The sequence below is a fragment of the Psychrobacter sp. GW64-MNA-CIBAN-0177 genome (assembly GCF_040309585.1).
GTDB lineage: Bacteria > Pseudomonadota > Gammaproteobacteria > Pseudomonadales > Moraxellaceae > Psychrobacter > Psychrobacter okhotskensis.
The window spans coordinates 1-267 of the sequence record NZ_JBEOOY010000282.1; the positions used below are offsets into that span (position 1 = coordinate 1).

Annotated in this window: 1 protein-coding gene; it reads left to right on the forward strand. The window is 44.9% G+C overall.

Annotated features, from left to right (window positions below; all coding sequences use genetic code 11):
* Positions 1 to 267 (forward strand): NAD(P)H-dependent oxidoreductase subunit E (locus AAEY79_RS15090; RefSeq protein WP_352289251.1); only part of this gene is annotated, 267 nt, incomplete at both ends.

Consider the following 267-nt stretch of genomic DNA (forward strand, 5'->3'; position numbering starts at 1 on the left):
GAGTAGATGTGGCCAGCATCCTAACGGCTGATGAGATTGCAGCGATTCATGAGTTTATGCATCATTATCCTCATGCGCGCGCGGCTTCTCTCGATTCATTAAAAATTGTGCAAAAGCGCAACGGTTGGGTGAATGATGCCCAAGTCAATGCCATTGCGAATATATTGGATGTTCCAGTAACCGATATGGATGGTGTTGCGACTTTCTTTAATCGCATTTATCGTCAGCCAGTGGGTCGTCATGTGATTTTGATTTGTGATTCAGTGG